Source organism: Pedobacter sp. (assembly GCF_965279535.1).
In the GTDB taxonomy this organism is placed as follows: Bacteria; Bacteroidota; Bacteroidia; order Sphingobacteriales; family Sphingobacteriaceae; genus Pedobacter.
Genome location: NZ_OZ257244.1, coordinates 3,609,982 through 3,629,518, shown reverse-complemented (window position 1 = coordinate 3,629,518; position 19,537 = coordinate 3,609,982). Strand labels below are relative to the sequence as shown.

The 19,537-nt window shown below is 38.3% G+C and carries 18 protein-coding genes; 11 read left to right on the top strand and 7 right to left on the bottom strand.

Annotated features, from left to right (window positions below):
* The first annotated feature begins 11 nt into the window (after positions 1–11).
* On the top strand, positions 12–1,826 hold the full coding sequence (uvrC, locus tag ACQY77_RS14790) for an excinuclease ABC subunit UvrC (RefSeq protein WP_421941388.1): 1,815 nt from the start codon (positions 12–14) through the stop codon (positions 1,824–1,826).
* Positions 1,827–1,862: 36 nt separating this feature from the next.
* On the opposite strand, the gene gldN is transcribed toward uvrC, so the two are convergent.
* From gldN to ACQY77_RS14760, 6 genes are all read right to left on the bottom strand, one after another.
* Positions 1,863–2,771 carry a gliding motility protein GldN gene (gene gldN / locus ACQY77_RS14785; RefSeq protein ID WP_421941389.1) on the bottom strand — a complete coding sequence of 303 codons (909 nt, stop codon included), beginning with the start codon at positions 2,769–2,771 and terminating at the stop codon, positions 1,863–1,865.
* Positions 2,772–2,775: 4 nt separating this feature from the next.
* On the bottom strand, positions 2,776–4,305 hold the full coding sequence (gldM, locus tag ACQY77_RS14780; protein ID WP_421941390.1) for a gliding motility protein GldM: 1,530 nt from the start codon (positions 4,303–4,305) through the stop codon (positions 2,776–2,778).
* Between the two features lie 43 nt (positions 4,306–4,348).
* Positions 4,349–5,155: a gliding motility protein GldL gene (gene gldL, locus ACQY77_RS14775; protein WP_421941391.1), complete on the bottom strand. Its 807-nt coding sequence runs from the start codon at positions 5,153–5,155 to the stop codon at positions 4,349–4,351.
* Between the two features lie 36 nt (positions 5,156–5,191).
* On the bottom strand, positions 5,192–6,517 hold the full coding sequence (locus ACQY77_RS14770; protein WP_421941392.1) for an SUMF1/EgtB/PvdO family nonheme iron enzyme: 1,326 nt from the start codon (positions 6,515–6,517) through the stop codon (positions 5,192–5,194).
* A gap of 223 nt (positions 6,518–6,740) precedes the next feature.
* Complete coding sequence (locus tag ACQY77_RS14765) at positions 6,741–7,511, bottom strand: uroporphyrinogen-III synthase (RefSeq protein WP_421941393.1); 771 nt, start codon at positions 7,509–7,511, stop codon at positions 6,741–6,743.
* A gap of 16 nt (positions 7,512–7,527) precedes the next feature.
* Positions 7,528–8,505: a DUF4271 domain-containing protein gene (locus ACQY77_RS14760; protein ID WP_421941394.1), complete on the bottom strand. Its 978-nt coding sequence runs from the start codon at positions 8,503–8,505 to the stop codon at positions 7,528–7,530.
* 287 nt (positions 8,506–8,792) lie between these two features.
* Between ACQY77_RS14760 and hemW the strand changes: the two genes are divergently transcribed.
* The 8 genes from hemW to ACQY77_RS14720 all read left to right on the top strand — a co-directional run bounded on the left by hemW (position 8,793) and on the right by ACQY77_RS14720 (position 16,739).
* Positions 8,793–9,926, top strand: coding sequence for a radical SAM family heme chaperone HemW (hemW, locus tag ACQY77_RS14755; protein ID WP_421941395.1), 1,134 nt, complete (start codon positions 8,793–8,795; stop codon positions 9,924–9,926).
* A 55-nt stretch (positions 9,927–9,981) separates the two neighbouring features.
* A complete protein-coding gene (locus ACQY77_RS14750; RefSeq protein WP_421941396.1) occupies positions 9,982–10,764 on the top strand; it encodes an SDR family oxidoreductase in 783 nt (260 codons plus the stop codon).
* A 282-nt stretch (positions 10,765–11,046) separates the two neighbouring features.
* Positions 11,047–11,598 carry a fasciclin domain-containing protein gene (locus tag ACQY77_RS14745; protein ID WP_421941397.1) on the top strand — a complete coding sequence of 184 codons (552 nt, stop codon included), beginning with the start codon at positions 11,047–11,049 and terminating at the stop codon, positions 11,596–11,598.
* Between the two features lie 178 nt (positions 11,599–11,776).
* Complete coding sequence (locus ACQY77_RS14740; protein WP_421941398.1) at positions 11,777–12,658, top strand: cupin-like domain-containing protein; 882 nt, start codon at positions 11,777–11,779, stop codon at positions 12,656–12,658.
* Between the two features lie 207 nt (positions 12,659–12,865).
* On the top strand, positions 12,866–13,657 hold the full coding sequence (locus ACQY77_RS14735; protein WP_421941399.1) for a DUF3050 domain-containing protein: 792 nt from the start codon (positions 12,866–12,868) through the stop codon (positions 13,655–13,657).
* A 141-nt stretch (positions 13,658–13,798) separates the two neighbouring features.
* Complete coding sequence (locus ACQY77_RS14730; RefSeq protein ID WP_421941400.1) at positions 13,799–14,677, top strand: cupin-like domain-containing protein; 879 nt, start codon at positions 13,799–13,801, stop codon at positions 14,675–14,677.
* Between the two features lie 96 nt (positions 14,678–14,773).
* The gene (locus tag ACQY77_RS14725; RefSeq protein ID WP_421941401.1) at positions 14,774–15,388 is read left to right on the top strand and encodes a sugar O-acetyltransferase; all 615 of its coding nucleotides are present in this window, start codon (positions 14,774–14,776) and stop codon (positions 15,386–15,388) included.
* 85 nt (positions 15,389–15,473) lie between these two features.
* A complete protein-coding gene (locus ACQY77_RS14720) occupies positions 15,474–16,739 on the top strand; it encodes a DUF5690 family protein (protein WP_421941402.1) in 1,266 nt (421 codons plus the stop codon).
* A gap of 106 nt (positions 16,740–16,845) precedes the next feature.
* Here the strand turns inward: ACQY77_RS14720 and ACQY77_RS14715 are convergent, their stop codons facing one another.
* On the bottom strand, positions 16,846–17,271 hold the full coding sequence (locus ACQY77_RS14715; protein ID WP_421941403.1) for a YybH family protein: 426 nt from the start codon (positions 17,269–17,271) through the stop codon (positions 16,846–16,848).
* A 93-nt stretch (positions 17,272–17,364) separates the two neighbouring features.
* Between ACQY77_RS14715 and ACQY77_RS14710 the strand changes: the two genes are divergently transcribed.
* Both ACQY77_RS14710 and ACQY77_RS14705 read left to right on the top strand, forming a co-directional pair.
* A complete protein-coding gene (locus tag ACQY77_RS14710) occupies positions 17,365–18,243 on the top strand; it encodes a carbohydrate kinase family protein (RefSeq protein ID WP_421941404.1) in 879 nt (292 codons plus the stop codon).
* A 183-nt stretch (positions 18,244–18,426) separates the two neighbouring features.
* Positions 18,427–19,524, top strand: a complete 1,098-nt coding sequence (locus ACQY77_RS14705; protein WP_421941405.1) for a vWA domain-containing protein — start codon at positions 18,427–18,429, stop codon at positions 19,522–19,524.
* The last annotated feature ends 13 nt before the right edge of the window (positions 19,525–19,537 follow it).

The following is a 19,537-nucleotide window of genomic DNA, read 5'->3' as shown; positions in this document are numbered from 1 at the left end:
TTTTGTAAAACATGAGCAATTTCGACCATAAAACAGCATTAACCGCTATTCCGCATAAACCAGGTGTTTACCAATACTGGGATGCTGATGGCAAATTAATGTACATCGGGAAGGCTAAAGATTTGCGCAACCGGGTGGGTTCTTATTTCAATCAGGATCGTCATCAGTTTAATGGCAAAACCAAGGTATTGGTTTCAAGGATCAGAAAAATTACCTTTACCATTGTTGATACCGAAATTGATGCCTGGTTATTAGAAAATAGCCTGATCAAGAAACATCAACCTAAATTTAATATCAATTTAAAAGACGATAAAACATATCCCTGGATTATCGTTAAAAAAGAGAATTTCCCCAGAATTTATTGGACCAGGAAAGTCATTAAAGATGGATCTACCTATTTTGGCCCCTATGGCTCAATAGGCATGATGCATACCATCTTAGACCTCATCAAGGAAACCTATACCTTACGCACCTGTAATTTACCGCTCAATCAAAAAAACATTGCAGAGGGCAAATTTAAAGTTTGTTTAGAGTACCAGATTGGGAACTGCAAAGGGCCTTGCCAGAATTATCAGTCGGAAGAAGATTACGACAGAAATATTGCTGAGATCAAGGAAATTTTAAATGGCAAAATCGGGAATGTTATCCGCGAGGTTAAATCCATTATTAAAACAGCATCAGAAGAGCTAAATTTTGAACTGGCACATCAGTATTCGCGCAAGCTGCAGGTGCTGGAAAAATATCAAAGTAAATCAACGGTAGTAAACAGCGCGATAACCAATGTAGATGTAGTAAGTATCGCATCTGATGAGCGTTATGCTTTTGTGAATTACCTGAAGGTGATGAACGGAACCATTATCCAAACGCAAACGATAGAGGTTAAAAAGCAACTGGATGAAAGCGATGATGAGATTCTGACCCTGGCTATGCTGGAATTCAGGACAAAGTTTAACAGTACTTCTAAAGAAATCATTGTTCCATTTGAGCTTTCGCTGGAAGATGAAAACCTAAAATTTACTGTTCCCAAATTGGGAGAAAAGAAAAAGCTCCTCGAATTATCACAAAAGAACGTACTTTTCTTTAAAAAGGAAAAACTGAACCAATATGAAAAGCTAAATCCAGATTTGCGTACCGACCGCATACTAACAACCATGCAGAAGGATTTACGTTTAACGCAGCTCCCTAAGCATATTGAATGCTTTGATAATTCGAATTTTCAGGGCAAATATCCGGTTTCAGCAATTGTTGTGTTTAAAGATGCCAAACCCTCAAAAAAAGATTATCGCCATTTTAATGTTAAAACGGTGGAGGGCCCAAATGATTTTGCTACCATGGAAGAAGCAGTTTTTCGCCGATACAGAAGAATGCTGGATGAAGATCAACCACTCCCCCAACTGATTATCATCGACGGTGGTAAAGGCCAATTGTCTTCAGCCGTTAAGAGTCTGAAACTCCTGGGAATTCAGAACAAAGTTACTGTGATAGGTATTGCCAAACGACTGGAAGAACTTTTCTATCCGGGAGATTCGTATCCGCTATACCTGGACAAAAAATCAGAAACTTTAAAGGTTATACAACAATTACGGGATGAAGCCCACCGATTCGGCATTACTTTCCACCGCAAGAAACGTGATCAAGGCACGCTGAAGACAGAACTTGAGCAAATTGATGGTATTGGCAAGTCATCTGCTGATAAGCTCTTAAAACACTTTAAATCGGTTAAAAAAATCAGAGAAGCTTCCGAAAAAGAATTAGCAGAAGTATTAAATAAAAAACAGGTCCTTACTTTGCTTGAGTATTTCAAGGATGAAGAACAAATTAAGTAAAAAGAAAAGGCTTCGATTTTCATCGAAGCCTTTTTGTTAGTATTCCCAAAGACCTTGTTCGTAATCCAGAACTGATTTTTTAATTCTTTCAGATTCCATTAAACGCTCTCTTGGGTCAGTAATGATATCTCTGATTTTATTATCACCAGGATTTGATTCCTTAACAATATAGCTGGCAAACAATCTGCGGATAAAGAAGTCGTCAAAGCTTAGAGAAGAGGCATCGTTATTGGTGTTAATCAAACGTTTCTTCGTTAAGATTTCACGTGCTTCGGTATAATAAACCCAAAATACAGGTTGCCATTGTTTAGAAACTTCATTGAATTTCAATGGAGCAATACCAACTATACGAGGCTCAAATATAGAGCGCTTGGTATCAAAAATCCAATCTTCTTTAATTCTATATTTCAAGAATAAATCTGCGTTAAAATCGTTAGTTACAGTTTTAACAGTTCCTGTCTTATTATCGGAAACCTCAACGGTTCCAGCAGCCGAATTTACAGCTGAATCTGCAGACATAGGATTGTTAAATGCATCATCCTCGTTCAAAGCACTGTCAATTGGCGCGTATGCGGTTAATTCTTCAGATTTAATGGCATTCACCAATACATCGATCAATCTAGATTTAGGAGATTTCAGTACAGAGTTTACTGTATCGCGCAAATCAATCTCTCTCCAAATCCGCTTTGCATAAAAAACATCCTCTTCACGAACATCAGCCAATGGAACCATTTCAGTACTGTCTATATCCTTACGGGCATAGTAGCCATCCTTTGGTGGTACTTTCAACTTCTTTTTAGCCGTTTTAACAGGGGCTTTAACGGTATCAACCGGAGCAGCTGCAACGGCAGCAGGCTTAGGAGTCAACTTAGTTGGCTTTTTCTGAGCAAATGCAAATGCTGTAACCAACATTAAAACGACAATACTTACAATCCTTTTCATCATCTTCTTATTTTACACTAAATGCCAATGAAGGTAAAATCTTTTGGCGGCCATCAGGACCCTGAGAAACAATATCTTCAAAAAACACCCTTGTTCCGGGAGTGATAGCGTTTAGAGCGCCTCTAACCGCTCCTGTAAAGCTACCTCCGCTACCTGCAATCGTAACTGCATCAGAGCGCGGTTTAATTACGGTTAATTTATAACGTAAAATTCTAAACTTTACATCAAATGGGAAATCATCTAAATCTGCTTCAATTTCTGATTCGCTCTTCAACTGTACAGATGCAATATCACCACCTGCACGTCCACCTACTTTTGCTACTGGTGCAGGGATTCCTTTTACCCTGAATTTGGTACTTCCAAGAGAAATGGTTTTGCCTGCATTTGAAGCCGAAACATTAATCGTTACTTCACTTCCAACCTTGCTCCCATCAGCCAATACATTGTACTTTCCAGCACCTGTTTTACTCATTGAAGCACCAGAAGCACTGGCATTAACGGTTTCCAATGGAAAACCTGCTGCTGAAACTGAAAATGGATTAGGAATACCAGCATAAATCACATTCATCTTATCTGAAGATACACTAGATGATGGTTTAGCTACCTGATATGTTTGTTCAGGTGTTTTGTATTCTTTAACCTGACCGTCTGTTTGCTTTACGCGGATAGTACCTACCCATTTGAAAACACCCACACTTCCAGTCCCACCAGAATATGTTCCTTTACCCTCTTTTACAGCCAGGTTACTTCCACCTACTGTAATTACCGGATTAGATCTGGAATCACTCGCAGTTAAAAATACTTCTGCTACATAAGGTTGCCCTTGAATAACATAAGAAGTTGGTGCTACCGCTACAGCAGCAAACTTATCAATGTTAACCACTGCTTTATCCATGTTACCAAAAAGTTTCTTTACAACTTCTGCTTCAGCATTCTTGGTATCGGTTTGAATCTTAGTTAAGGCAGTCATGGCAGCAGTTAATGGTGTTCCTTCACCAAAATTTGATTCTTGCCAGCTCCCTTTACCTTTTCTCGGATCTTTTGCTTCTAAAGAGAACAATACATTGCGATCTTCCTTATCTAATAATGCAATTAACTGTTCTCTTGTTGTATTAATTTTTGCTTTTAATTTTTCACCTTCTTTACCATTGATCATGATATGAGGTGCGATATCCATATTATCGCGTTTTACCAAATCACCGGTTTCAGGATCAATCCCATCACCTTCTTCAGTAAATCTTTTTTTAATGTTATCAATGTAATTATTGAGGTCATCAGCAATTGCCTTTGCCTTTTTAGCTTTATCATAAATAGGTTGAGCACGAGCAGGCTCTTCTTTCAACTTTGAATTTTCAAAAGCTGCAAATAATTGATCGATACCCTGGTTTACGTTGGATTTTGACGTTTCCAAACTATCATTCAAATTCTTAAAGGCATTTAAAATTGTATCAGACACATTTAGGGCAAGCATGGCCAGCAATACCAAATACATGATATTGATCATCCGCTGCCTTGTTGTTTCTTTTCCTCCAGCCATTAGTTATGGTTTTCTTTAATATTCGATTAGTAGAAACAATTAATTAAACGCGCGGCTGATTCATAGCCGAAAGCATGTTACCATAAATGGCATTAAGAGATGAAAGGTTTTTAGCCAATTTATTCACTTCTTCTTTAAACTGCTTAGAATCTTCCATCGATTCGTTGAAGTTTTGCATGGTAAGCGATAAATTAGAATAGAACTTGTTCATCGATTTTAAATGAGCGCTTGAATCCTGTAATTCCAATTCATAAACTGCATTTAATGCCGATAGGTTTTTAGCTAAATTATTTACCTGATCGTGATACGCCTGAGAGTCTACTTTACTTTCTCCCATCGCCTTTAAGTTAGCCGTTGCACTATCAAATGCTACACTTAAATTATCGAAACCAGCAGAAGCAGTTTTCACTTTGTTTGTAAATTCGTTTGTTGCTGTTGAAGCATCTGCTACATTAGAAATAGTAGCAACCTTATCGCCAAAAGTACGTAAGCCACTGCCTAAACTTTCAATTAAATCCGGGCCAATTTTGGCGTCAGATAACATTTTATCTAAAGCGGCCGTATTTGAAGTACCTACTGCTGCAACAGGGCGTGCTGATGCTGTTGGCAATTCCCCTTTAAAATCTTCTCTTAATTCAGGATATACCCTATCCCATGCTGGTTCTGGTTCTGGGGGGAAGAAACCCGTTAAAAAGAACAATAATGCCTCTACACCTAGACCTGCACCAATTAAATAGTTAGCCATTGCTCCACCGATGTGAAGAATCTTAGCCAAAGCACCTAAAATTACGATACTTGCTCCCCACGAAATTGCCTTGTGTAACCAACCTGGTTGTTGTTTTGCTGCCATAAAAAATGTGTTGTTTTTCTTTAGTTTTTGTTTGGTTTAGTTTCTTAAGTCTGTTCCTGGGTATGCTGATACACATCTGAATCCAATATAAGATCTTTGTGTGTCTTGATATTCATATATTGATACTGCGTTTTGAAGGAAGTAACCGGTATCTTTCCATGAACCTCCTTTTACAACTTTACGCTTAAGGTATTTGCTGTCATTTTTCCCGGCCACATAGGTAAAGTTCGGGTTCAAATCATGAAGTAATGGGCTTGCCCCTTTATTATATGCAGTTTTTGTCCATTCCGAAACGTTTCCTGCCATGTTGTACAAACCATAATCATTTGGAAAATATGATTTTACACCAACGGTATAAATACCACCATCGCTTGAGTAATCTCCTCTGCCTGGTTTAAAGTTTGCCTGTAAACAGCCTTTTGTGTTTCTGATGTAAGGGCCGCCCCAAGGATACTTGGTTTTGGTATTGCCACCCCTTGCAGCATATTCAAATTCAGTTTCAGCTGGCAGATCATAATCCAACCTTGCGTTCATTGGCATTTTACGTGCTGAAGCTACACCTTGATAAAGTTGAGTTCTCCAGTGTGAAAAAGCTTTTGCCTGCTCCCAGCTTACACCAACTACCGGATAATCATCATAAGAAGGATGGTTATAATATCCGCGAACCATTGGATCGTTTTGGGAATAAGAAAAATCTATTTTCCAAACCATCGTATCCGGATACACCGCGATATTGTAGCGATCGATATAATCTTGTCTTTTGCTGTTCGGATCTTTGTGGCCTAAAGCTGCTTTATCCATATTAAGAATGCTGTAAGCATATTCTAACTTACGCACATCTATTTCTTTTCTTCCAGGAAGGGCATCCAAACCGGAATAATACATTCCATCTAACTGGCTGGCTTGTGCGGCGGCAGCTCCTCTGCCTTTATTGCGCCAGATGTTAGCGCCATTCGGCCCAACCCTTTTCCAGTCGATATACTTATCTCCACCAACAGCGTTGGCAGCAGCACCTCTTGGTGTTACCATAAATTGCTGAGGGTTTCCCATCATTGCGATTGCGATAGAGTCTCTTACCCAGTTGGTAAACTGGCGATACTCTGCGTTAGAAATCTCTGTTTGATCCATGAAGAATGCACTAATGGTAGTCATTCTGCTTGGGCCATTTTGAGAAAAGGTGATATCTTCGTCAGACCCTCCAAGAGGTGTGTGACCAGGTGGAATGTAAACCATCCCCAGAGGAATTCGGTTATTTTTGAATTTTCGGTTATAAGCCCCCACTAGTTCGCCTTGGCCCCCATGACCACAACTTGCTAGCAACACGGTTATCCCCATAATAGCCAGAAGGTAAATTTTCTTCATATTTTTAAAAGTCTGCACAGCACGGTTTAGAAGCAATTACATCAAAAATCACTCAAATTATCAACAATTGCAAATTATTTAATTCAAAATGTTAATAAAAGGTCAAAAGACGTTAGTTAAGTGCCTTTTTACCTAATTTTTTTGTTACAAATAAATGCTAACTCACTAATAACAGTAAAGTTAAGCATTTATTGTGTTGACTTAAAATAAATTATACAATGTATTATTTATTAGATATTTTGATGTAGTTCTCGATAGCCATAGTCATGGAAGGGACTCCAGGGGTTGGCGCGGCAATATCTACTATTAAATCCATATCTGTAGCAGCCTTATTGGTGTTTGTTCCGAAGGCAGCAATACGCGTATTGTTCTGTTTAAAATCTGGGAAATTTTTAAACAAAGATTGGATACTCGATGGACTAAAAAAAGCAATTACATCATAAAAAACCTCAGCAAGATCGGATAGGTCGCTCACTACTGTTCTGAACAGAACGGCAGGTGTAAAATTGTAACCACTTTTCTCCAAAAACTTCATGGTGTCTTCTGTAGCAACATCCGAACAAGGGTATAAAAACTTCTCATTTGCATGTTTTTTCAATACTTCTGCTAAATCTGCAGCAGTTTGCTTACCGAAAAAGATTTTGCGTTTTCTATATTGGATATACTTCTGAAGGTATAAAGCGATTGTCTCTGAAAGACAAAAATACTTCAATTCTGCAGGCACATCATATCTCATCTCCTCACAAATCCTGAAGAAGTGATCAGCGGCATTTCTACTGGTAAAAATTACTGCTGTAAAATCGGCAAGGTTGATTTTATCTTTCCTAAAATCTCTTGCCGGCACACCTTCAACATGTATGAAAGACCTGAAGTCAACCTTAAGATTGTGCTTCTTCGCCAAGTCGTAATAGGGAGATTTTTCTGTTTCAGGTTTTGGTAAAGTAACTAAAATACTTTTTACTTTACGAATTCTAGAGTCGTTCTTTTCTTGCATTTTTTCCTTTTTCCTGCTACAATCCTATCGTTTTAATTAGTATCAAAATAGGACATATTTCGAGGGCGCAAAAGTACAAAAATAAATGCATTTTCGAAAACTTATTATTAGAAAGTATGGTGATCCCTGCCCTCAGTAACTGAAAGGCGAAGATGATGCCTAACAGCAAGAATGCCAATGCAATATACACCACACCATACTTTAAGGGGGATAATGCAAAGGCTACTACGAGCGGTATGAACAATAATGACGCATTAAAATAACTTAAATATAATATTGAAATATACTCCCCCACTGGCTTCTGCACATTAAATACATAGCCCAAAAACCTCAGTATAATCAACTTAAGCGCGTAAAAAACGATAATCGTTATTGAAATAGTAAAGAAAAACCTGAACCCTTCCTTCACCTGATACATATCGTAATATTGGGCAACCAGAAAGAAAAACATCCCCAGTATAAAGCCAAACTGGATAAATAACAACAAGAAAGGCCAGGAACTAAAAAGGTTATCTTCTTTGTTAATATTGTTTAGTACCCTATTGCTAAAAAAAGATTGGACGATTGCCGATAATTGCTTCGAAAACGCATTTTTTAGGATGGCGAAAATGACTAACATGGCAAAAATGAATCCCAGCAAACCCACATTTCCTTTAGGAATCAACTTACCCAGCTGATAGGGATTCTCTTTCTTCTTTAAATGTTTATATTTCTGGTGCCAGGCCAGAAGGTCTAACTTTGGAAAAAGATATTCTTTTTGTACACTATCCAAAAGCGCGGTTTTATTAATCAGACTATCCGGGAGTATCCAGGTATGCGTCATAATTGAATCTGTAACGAACTTTTGCCGGGCAAGAGTAGCAGAATCTGGCCTGTAACGGCGGTATTGAACTGGTGCTACCACAGTTGTATCCACCTGTGCAGGCAATTCCTGAGCTTCTACAAATTGTAAAGAGAGCACAATTGCCAATAAAACAAATAGATATTTCTGCATTTAAAACAAAACTTTAGCCGCAAAAATAGTTGATTATTCATTCTTTACCTAAATAAAATAAATCCAGATCATAGTTTTATGTTTACAAAGAGAGCGTCAGTGCCTGCTATGCATTTTTTATAGGAGAAATTTCAATATTGCTCAATACCTAAAACTAAACTAATCGATAACGCGGCGTCAAAACTGTACATTTTAATGCTTTTATTTATTTGCTATCGCGCTAAAAAAATGACGATGCTTTGTTACCGCACCCGGGTATATTAAGTACATAAGCTTATCTTTGCAAAATGCCTGGCATTTATATCCATATCCCTTTTTGCAAGAAAGCTTGCCATTATTGCGATTTCCATTTTAGCACTTCATTGCAATATGCAGATGAGATGGTAGATAGCATTTGTAAGGAAATCATATTGAAGAAAGACCGGATAACGGGATCAGTTGGCAGTGTTTATTTAGGTGGAGGAACCCCATCTATTCTCTCGCAACAGCATTTGCAAAAAATTTTCGATACCATTAATCACATTTTTGCCGTTGATTCGAATGCCGAAATTACCATTGAAACCAATCCTGACGATTTAACTGCTCAAAAACTTAAAGAGCTTCGGCAACTGCCCGTTAACCGCTTTAGTGTTGGTATTCAATCTTTTTACAATGAAGACCTGGTGTGGATGAACAGGGCACACAATGCAGAGGAGGCCGAAAGCTGTATTAAGCGCAGCCAGGATGCAGGTTTCGAAAATCTAACCTTAGATCTGATTTATGGATATCCGCTTTTAACAGACGCCAAATGGTTAAATAATATTGCAAAGGCCATTGAACTTCAGGTACCGCACATTTCTGCCTATGCGCTCACAGTTGAACCCAAAACCGCATTGGCGCATGCCATAAAAACCAGAAAACAGCTCCCGGTTAGCGATAATCAGAGTGCGTCCCAGTTTGTTATTTTAATGGATCAGCTCCGGAACGCAGGGTTTGAACACTATGAAATCTCTAACTTTGCGCTTCCACAGAAGTATGCCATACACAACACCAACTACTGGAAAGGAATAGATTATTTAGGCATTGGCCCATCTGCCCATGGTTTTGATGGACAGAACAGGTATCATAACCCAGCCAATAATGCGCTGTATATGCAACAGCTAAACAGCAACCAACTTCCCGAAATGGTTGAGGAGCTCAGTTTAAATGACCGTTTTAACGAGTATATCATGACCTCGCTCAGAACCATGTGGGGAATAGATTTGGAAAAAATAAACGCAGATTTTGGCAAAGATTTCTCCTCGGAAACGGCGCATAATATTGCTCAACTAGACAATAAAGATTGGCTTATTACGGAAGGAACTACAGTTAGGCTGAGCCCGGAAGGGAAATTATTTGCAGATCATATTGCCTCAGCGTTATTTGTACTGAGCGAATATTGAGTAATTAAATTAGTGAATTAGAGAGCGGGTGATTTTTGAATGATTAAATTGAAATATGTCGAAAATTGTTTGGATTACAGGTGCTTCATCAGGAATTGGTGAGGCTTTGGTTTATGAGTATTTTAAAGCTGGAAATAAATTGATTATTTCGGGTCGTAACCGCGATGAGCTCTTTCGGGTGAAAAGCAATTGTCAGAACTCATTCAATGTTCATGTTTTACCTTTTGATTTAAGTGAAACAGCGCTTTTAAAAAGCAAAGCTGAAGACGCGGTTAAGATCTTTGGGAGAATAGATTTATTGATCAACAGCGGAGGTGTTAGTCAGCGGAGTTTAGCAATGGAAACTAACCTGGAGACCGAGCAAAAAATAATGGATACCAACTTTTGGGGAACTGTTGTATTGAGCAAAACTGTACTTCCGGTAATGATTGCCAATGGTGCTGGCCACATTGTTTGTGTTAGCAGTTTAGTTGGTAAATTTGGAACCAAATTCCGTTCTGCATACTCAGCTTCCAAGCACGCCTTACATGGCTATTTCGATTCTTTACGATCAGAGGTTTATGATAAAAATATCGACATATCCATCATTTGCCCTGGTTTTATTAAAACGCAGGTTTCAGTTAATGCCTTAACTGCTTCAGGACAAACACAAGGTACAATGGACGATGCTCAGGCCAATGGAATGAGCGCTGAAAAGTGTGCATCAGAGATAGTTAAAGCCATAAGCGCCAAGAAGGAAGAAGTTTACATAGGCGGGAAAGAAACGAAAGCCATTTTTCTGAAGCGATTTTTTCCGGCATTTTTCTCTAAAAAAATACGCGAAGCAAAAGTAGTTTAGCCAGCATATCAGGCATTCAACCTTCGATCATTGCCACTGTCTGATCTAAAATAAACCGTATTGAAGCGGTATACTTTTTTGCCATTTCCTGGCAGAAAAAGATTTAGCGGAAAGACGGATTGCCACCTCCGACGAGCACTACTGCAGCTTTACAAAACACAAAAACAAATTTTAATCAACTGAAAAACAGGTTGTTATTAATTTTTTCTATAAATATAAAAACCGGGTTATAGCAGCTCGTCGTAAATGCTGACAAACAACAACGATTAAATTATAGAAATAATGAAAAAATTAATTTTAACTGTATGTGCCGTTACTGTGATGGCATTTACAACCCAAGTTTTCGCACAGAAAAATCCAATGGTTGGTGGTGCTGCTATGTACCCAACGAAAGACATTGTAGATAATGCTGTAAATTCTAAAGACCACACCACTTTAGTTGCTGCAGTTAAAGCTGCCGGCCTGGTAGAGACCCTAAAAAGTGCTGGTCCCTTCACTGTTTTTGCACCTACAAATGCAGCTTTCGATAAATTACCAAAAGGAACTGTTGAAACTTTAGTAAAACCAGAGAACAAAGCTACGTTAACTAAAATTTTAACCTACCACGTGGTAGCAGGAAAAATGGATAGCAAAGCAATTGCCGCAGCAATTAAAGCAGGTAATGGAAAAGCGGAATTAACAACTGTTGAAGGTGGCAAATTATGGGCCTGGATGGAAGGTAAAAAATTGGTTCTGAAAGATGAAAAAGGTGGAACCAGTACCGTAACCATTGCCAATGTGTACCAGAAAAACGGTGTTATCCATGTTGTGGATACAGTACTAATGCCGAAATAGTTAATCATCCCCAATATAAGTGAACGTTCTTGCCAAAAGCAAGGGCGTTTTTTTTTGCACCTAGTGGTTACTTTCTGACTTTTTTCGATTAATTGTCAGCTGATTTTCACGATTTTTAAATTGTGCTGTTAGATCTTTTCATGTTTTTAATTTTGTCCTGTCTTAAGAATAATTTAACATGAAATTCGATTTATCTCCGATAGATGTTGTAGAAGACATAACAAAAGCTGACTTTGAAAAAAATTATTTGTCGCCCAGAAAGCCATTGGTTATTAAAAACATGGCTAAGAAATGGCCTGCTTACCAAAAATGGACACTGGAGTACATGAAAGAGGTTGTTGGCGATAAAACTGTTCCCTTATATGACAGTTCAAAGGCTGATCCCTCAAAACCGATCAATGCTTCTGCCGCGGAAATGAAATTTTCCGATTATATAGATCTTATTAAGAATACCCCTACTGATTTACGTATTTTCCTTTTTGATCCTATTAAACATGCCCCTGGTTTGCTGGATGACTACATTGCACCGAAAGACTTGATGGGTGGCTTTTTGGATAGTTATCCCAATATGTTTTTTGGAGGAAAGGGTTCTGTTACTTTTCTTCATTATGATATTGATTTAGCACATATTTTCCATACGCATTTCAACGGACGGAAACATGTCATTTTGTTTGACTATAAATGGAAAGATCGGCTGTACCAGATTCCATACGCCACCTATGCGTTAGAAGATTATGATATTGAAAATCCAGATTTCGACAAATTTCCTGCATTAAAGGGGGTACAGGGAGTTGAAGCTTTTCTAGACCATGGTGATACCTTATTTGTGCCAACCGGTTACTGGCACTGGATGAAATACCTGGACGGTTCTTTCTCCATTAGCTTAAGGGCCTGGGATAAAAGCTGGAAAGTGAAAGCAAAAAGTTTATACAACTTAACTTTGCAACGTAAATTTGACGACTTTATGAAAGCCAACTATCGCGAGAAATACATGGGCTGGAAAGAAAAACTGGCCATCAAAAGAGCAAATAGAGCCATTGAGAAGGGTTTACCGAGGTAGGTTTAGCCAGGAATTTTAAGCACAAGAAGTAAGGAGCAGTTAAAATGCATCAAGAGGCTTTCCTGTCTCTATTCATGATACCTGATACTAATATTCGATGCTAAACACCTTATTACAATAAATAAAACTAACTATTACATAAAAATTGAGGTTGAGTGTTGGAGATAGCAATTCGAACGGACTGAAAATTAAAAACTAAAAAAAGAGATGCACCCCAACATTACTAAAATCCAGGAAAGTATAGCGCCCTTAAGGCAGCAAATTATCAATCACCAGGTTTACACTGAAATTAGTGAATTAGAAGACCTTCGCATTTTTATGGAGCACCATGTTTATGCGGTATGGGATTTTATGTCACTATTAAAGTCATTGCAGATCAACTTAACCTGTACTACATTACCCTGGGTTCCGGTTGGTGATGCCGTTACAAGACAACTTATCAATGAGATTGTTGCCGGTGAAGAAACCGATGTGGATGCACATGGCCAGGTTAAAAGCCATTTCGAAATGTATCTTGATGCGATGGAGCAATGTGGTGCAGATACCTCAACGATTAACAAATTCATCATTTCTTTAAACAATGGCAGAAGCTTAGAAATGGCTTTTGAACTTGCACAGGTACCTGCTGCAGGAAGGGCTTTTATCAATGCTACTTTTGAAACCATAAACAGTAACCAAACACATCTTCAGGCAGCCAGCTTTACTTTTGGTCGTGAAGATCTGATTCCGAACATGTTTTTAAGCATGGTAAATGATTTAAACAGTACTCAACCAGAACAAGTATCTGACTTTAAATATTATTTGGAGCGCCACATTGAGGTGGATGGAGATCACCACAGTCACTTAGCTTTAAGCATGACAGAGAAACTTTGTTCAGTGGATCCAGATTTTTGGCTAGCCGCAGAAGAAACAGCGAAAGCGGCCTTACAAAAACGCATTGATCTTTGGGATGCTGCACATGAAGAAATCGTTAAAAACAAGGAAGCTGCGCTGGCTTAATTATAAACCGGAATTACAATTCTGTTTAGGTAAAACGGATTAGTGCTAAAGTAATTTGCGTCACATTTCTTTTGGGATATTCTATTTGTAAAATAAAATTTACACTTTTGCTATTCGGCTGCAAATAACCGAATAGCAAACATGAGTTTCATTTTAAAACCCGTAGATACAGTTGAGAGTATAACTCCAGAGGATTTTAAGAAAAATTATCTGAAAACTAAACGTCCCTTAGTGATTAAAGGCTTAACTAAAGATTGGCCTGCGAGAGAAAAATGGACTACTGAATATCTGAAAGAAATTGGTGGAGATTTAGAGGTTCCACTTTATGATAATTCAAAAGCTGATCCATCCAAACCAATCAATGCTGCTACTGCACATATGAAATTTGGCGATTACCTGGATTTGATTAAGCGCGAGCCTACAGAGTTGAGAATCTTTTTCTTCAACCTGTTTAAAAAAGTTCCGAGTTTGATTAACGACATTAAAATCCCTAAAGATTTGATGGGTGGCTTTATTGAAAGTATGCCAGCTATGTTTTTTGGGGGTTCTAACTCGGTAACCTTCTTACATTACGACATCGATCTTCCGCATATTTTCCATACGCATTTTGGTGGAAGAAAGCACATTATCCTGTTCGATTATAAATGGAAAGATCGTTTATACTGCCTTCCAAATGCCACCTATGCATTAGAAGACTATAAAGTTGACAATCCGGATTTTGAAAAATTCCCTGCATTAAATGGGGTTGAAGGATATGAAGTGTTTTTAGAGCATGGCGATACTTTATTTATGCCAACAGGAATGTGGCATTGGATGAAATACGTTGACGGATCATTCTCACTGAGTTTAAGGGCCTGGGATCAGTCAATCACCCGTAAAGTAGCCAGTGTTTGGAGTTTATTCACACACGGAGCTATTGATAGCTTGATTAAAATGGCTTTCAAAGAAAAATATGCCCATTGGAGAGAGAAAAAAGCGGTTAAAATTGCCGAAAGCGCTTTAGCTAAAGGTAAACCATAGATTATTGATACTTTATTTTGAACGGGATATCGGCCACGGTATCCCGTTTTTTTATTTGAATGGGTTATAAATCCTTTTATCATTAAATTAGCCGCCATGGAATCTATCGTACAAACGGAAAAAGAAAAAATGCTGGCAGGTAAAGCCTATCAGGCAGGCGACGCTGAACTATCCAAAGAAAGGTTAAAAGCAAGAGAAATTGTTTATGAGTTTAATAACCTTGCACCAAAGTTCATTAAGCAACGAAAAGAATTGCTTAAAAGGCTCTTTGGTAAAACAGAAAAGATGTTTTATGTTGAACCTCCTTTCAGATGTGATTATGGTTATAACATTGAGATTGGAGATAATTTTTATGCGAACTTCAATCTGGTTATTTTAGATTGCGCCAAAGTAAGCATCGGGAATAATGTTTTTATTGCACCCAATGTAGCCATCTACACCGCAGGACACCCAATTCATGCGCATCTCCGCGATCAGGAATACGAATGGGCACAGCCGGTTACGATTGGCAACAGTGTATGGATTGGCGGTAACGTTGTCATCAATGCTGGTGTTAAAATCGGTTCTAACGTAGTAATTGGATCAGGCAGCGTAGTTACACGAGATATTCCGGATAATGTTTTGGCTTTTGGTAATCCATGCAAGGTAATCCGTGAGATTACTGATGAGGATAAAGATTTCTATTACAAGAATTTTAAATTAGGGGAATAGCCGGATATATTTATCAGAATATTGCCGGTTTCCATTCCTACCGATTTAATCCTATATTTCGATAATCAAACCCAACGAAATATAGATGACCAAGCAACTGAAAGTTAACGGCCAGATTAAAACCGGCTTATACGCAGCCATTGTTGTATTTCTGGCCTATACCATGATCTTTGGTTTCCGAAAAACCTTTACTGTAGGTACCTTCGATGGAATCACAGTTATAGGCTATAATTACAAAACCATTCTGGTTATCTGTCAGATGCTTGGTTATCTCCTGGCCAAGTTTTATGGAATTAAATACATTTCTGAACTTAAACGAACTGGCAGGGGCAAAATAATTCTCCTGCTTACAGGTATTTCCTGGGTAAGCTGGTTGTTTTTTGCACTGGTTCCTCCACCCTATAATATAGTTTTTCTTTTCATTAACGGCTTTCCGCTGGGCATGCTCTGGGGTGTGGTTTTCTCCTATGTTGAAGGCAGACAAAGTACAGATTTTATTGGCGCTACCCTGGCTGTAAGCTTTATATTCGCTTCAGGTTTTGTTAAATCCGTTGGCGCCTGGATTGGACTAACCTTTGCCGTTAATGAATTTTGGATTCCTTTTTATGCAGGTTTAATTTTTGCGTTACCGCTTATCTTTTTCGTCTACCTGATGGAAAAAATCCCGGCACCAAACGATCTGGATATTGAATATCGGGCCAACAGAATTCCTATGAATAGCCAGGACAGACGGCTGTTTATTAAAGACTTCTTTTGGGGACTAGTTGGTTGCGTGTTTATTTACTGCTTTGCTACCATTTTTAGAGACATCAGAGATAATTTTAGTCCTGAAATGTGGAAGGAGATGGGATTTTTTAATCAGCCTGCCCTGTTCTCTAAAACAGAAACCCCAATCACCTTAATTGTACTGATATTGATCGGAAGTATGGTGCTGATCAAAAACAATTTTACAGCACTCCAAACTGCTCACTATTTTATTGTCGCCGGATTTATCATTGCCGGAGCCTGTAGCCTGTTATTTAAGTATCAGCTATTATCTCCCATCTGGTGGATGACCACTGTAGGTTTAGGCTTGTATATGGTATATATTCCTTTTAATGCCATTTTCTTTGATCGCTTAATTTCTACCTTCAAATACGCCAGCAATGTTGGCTTTTTAATATACATCGCCGATTCATTCGGTTATGTAGGTAGCATTGGGGTACTAATCAGTAAAGAAATATTTAGAATTCAATTAAACTGGGTCACATTTTTCACTAACAGTGTAATCATTCTATCTGTTTTCGGGGTATTAATCACATTCTTTTGCCTTTACTATTTTACAAATAAATACAACAAAAAAAAGCGTTAGGATACCAGATAATTCCTGAATTGCAAAAACATACCTGACAAATTGATTTGATGGGAAAAATTGAAAATACTTTTGCTGAGTTTTCAGGATTTATGTGGTTAGGCAATTAGCTTGAATGATCCACCACAACTTTCCATTCCCCGGCAATTTTCTTCAACAAAAGTGTAAAATATCCCTGGGGTTCGTCTTTTTCACGCTTAAGGTGCCAGCTTCCTAAAACAAAAGCAGTTTCTTTGCTTAAAAATTCTACTTTTTTAATGCCAAAGGTCAAAAAACCCATCGCTGCTTTATCCGGATAGCCCCGTTTATAGTTATCGAGCGTCTTTTGCCAGCCGTATGTTGGTCCGCTTTTACCTACAAAAAGTAAACTATCTGTTTTAGCATAGCCTTGCATATATGCTTCTACATCGCCATTATTCCAGGCAATCCTTTGCTTCTCCAATACATCCAATACGGCTTGCTTATCTTTCTGATTTTGGGCAAAGCCATTGAAAGAGATAATCAGCAGGACAAGGGTTAAGATTTTTTTCATGGTAAATAGAACTTGAATGATCACAATAAAGATATGAACAATTATTTCGTTCCCTCATTAAAAATTCTTTATTTACGCCTTTAATCTATACACATGCAACATAAAGTTATTACAATAGGTGAGATCCTCTGGGATGTTTTCCCCGAAGGGAAAAAAGCGGGAGGTTCGAGTATGAACGTGGCCTTAAACCTCCATAAACAAAATATAGAAAGTAACTTTATTAGCGCGGTAGGCGATGATGAGAATGGCAATGAACTTATTGCATTTTTACAGTCCAGTCAATATCCCATACACCTGATTCAAGCACACCCTCAGCTACCAACGAGTACAGTAGAAGTTCAGCTGGATGAGCAGCATCAAGCTACATATACCATTAATGAACCAGTTGCCTGGGATGATATCAAAGTAAATGATGCTAATATAGAGGCTGTAAAATCCTCGGATGCATTGGTGTATTGCAGTCTGACATGCAGGGAAGAATCGTCAAAGAATACTGTACTTAGCTTGCTCAAGTACGCCAAGACAAAGATTTTTGACATTAATCTTCGAAAACCATTTTACAGCAAAGAATTGATTGAAGAACTGCTTAAACAGGCAAACATCCTAAAAATTAATGAAGATGAGATTTTATGGGTAAAAGAATCATTTGGCTTAACAGGAAACAGCGATGAGCAGTTGCTTAAGCAACTTTCCAATCAGTTCAACATAGATATCATTTGCTTAACCTTGGGTGATAAAGGAGCTTGTGTTCTAAAAGATGGTAAGCTTTTTAAACACAGGGGATACAAAGTTCAGGTGGTGGATACGGTTGGTGCTGGAGACTCTTTCCTGGCTACATTCATTGCCTGTTATCTTCAAGGATATCCAATGGAGCGAATCCTGGATTATGCCTGCAAAGTAGGAGCATTTGTTGCCTCGCAACCAGGCGCGAATCCGGAGTATAATAAAAAGATTTATCAGATGGCGCTTTAATGCCAGTTACCAGTTAGCAGTTTACAGATGGCAGTTTACAGTTTCCGCAATTCACCAATTAAACAGTTAAGCAGTTACCAGTTGGTAGTTTACACAATTAAACATTAACCTTACATTATGACATCCCGCTTAAATTAATGCAAAACGAAACTTTTATCTTCGATTATTCGTTAATAAAAGCAAATGAGAGGTTTTCGTTTTTCAGATTATAAGCCGGGCGATTCGCCCAAAGGGGGCTTTGAGGAGTTGCTAAAATTATTTAGCGAGCTGCTCAATTATACCGCCGGAGATGCTGCCGAAGCCTTGAGCTGGCTGAACGAACTGGACAAACAGTACAAACTCACTAATAACGATTATGGTATCGGTGATTTTATTGATGAGCTAAAAGATAAAGGCTACCTTACTGAAGATAACCAAACAGGTGAGTTTAAGATTACAGCTAAAACTGAGCAAACCATACGCAAATCTGCATTAGAAGAGATTTTCGGAAAACTTAAGAAAGCAGGCAAGGGTAACCACAACAGTAACCAATCGGGTATTGGTGAGGAGAAAAATGCCGATCGCCGAGAGTTTAATTTTGGCGATAGCCTGGATCAGATTGACATGACTGCATCTATTCACAATGCGCAAATCAATCATGGTATCGGAAATTTCACCTTAACAGAAAGAGATCTCGAAGTAGAAGAAAAGGATTTTAAAACCCTTACTTCAACGGTTTTGATGATCGACATTTCCCATTCCATGATTTTATATGGTGAAGACCGCATTACGCCAGCTAAAAAAGTGGCTATGGCACTTGCAGAACTGATTAAAACCAGATACCCAAAAGACACCTTAGATATTGTTGTATTTGGCAATGATGCATGGCCTATTACAGTTAAGGACCTGCCCTATCTCCAGGTTGGCCCATACCATACCAATACTTATGCAGGCCTCGAACTGGCGACAGATTTACTGAGGAGACGTAAAACGCATAACAAACAAATTTTCATGATTACCGATGGCAAACCCACTTGCTTAAAGGAAAATGGTAAGTATTATAAAAACAGTATTGGTTTAGACCGCAAAGTGATTAGCAAAACACTGAACATGGCTGCTCAATGTAAGCGGTTAAAAATTCCGATTACGACATTTATGATTGCAAAAGACCCGTATTTACAACAATTTGTGAGACAGTTTACGCAAATTAATGGAGGAAGGGCTTTTTACAGTTCTCTAAATGGACTGGGAGAATACATTTTTGAAGATTATATCAAAAACAGAAGAAGAACTGTGAAATAGCCAAAACTTTAAA